We start from the raw sequence: 620 nt of genomic DNA on the forward strand, positions 1-620 counted from the left end.
AAGCCGGTCGGGCTTGCGACGTTCTGGTCGGCCTCGGCGCTGTGGTTTGATCTCTATTTTGCGCTGGCCGTTACGGTGTTCGCGGCTGCATGGATGTTATTTGCCCCGCATCCCTGGGCGACGTGGTCCATTCTTGGTTCGGCGCTGATCCTGTTCACCTCTTACTTTCAGGTCCAGGTCTCGGTCGCGATCAACAGCTGGTATGGACCGTTCTACGACCTGGTCCAGGCTGCGCTTTCAAAATCGGCGCCGGTCACGGTTGAGCAGTTCTACAACGAATTGTCGACCTTTGCCGGTATCGCGCTCGTGGCCGTCGTGGTCGGCGTGATGACGCGATTCTTCGTCAGCCACTACATCTTCCGCTGGCGCACGGCGATGAACGATTTTTATGTCGCCAACTGGCCACGGCTGCGCACGATCGAAGGCGCCTCCCAGCGCATCCAGGAAGACACCATGCGTTTCGCCAGCACCATGGAAGGTCTAGGCGTTAATCTCATCAGCGCCGTGCTGACACTGTTGGCCTTCCTGCCGGTTCTGGTGAGGCTGTCCAGCAACGTCACGGAGTTGCCTCTGTTCGGCTCGATTCCCTATCCGCTGGTGTTCGCCGCGGTGATCTGGTC

1 protein-coding gene is annotated in these 620 nt (G+C 59.4%); it reads left to right on the plus strand.

What is annotated here, in order from left to right; genetic code table 11:
- On the plus strand, window positions 1-620 hold a 620-nt coding region (locus AC0L3C_RS36175), incomplete at both ends, for an SbmA/BacA-like family transporter (RefSeq protein ID WP_473410406.1).

It is taken from the genome of Bradyrhizobium sp. WSM4872, assembly GCF_055811715.1.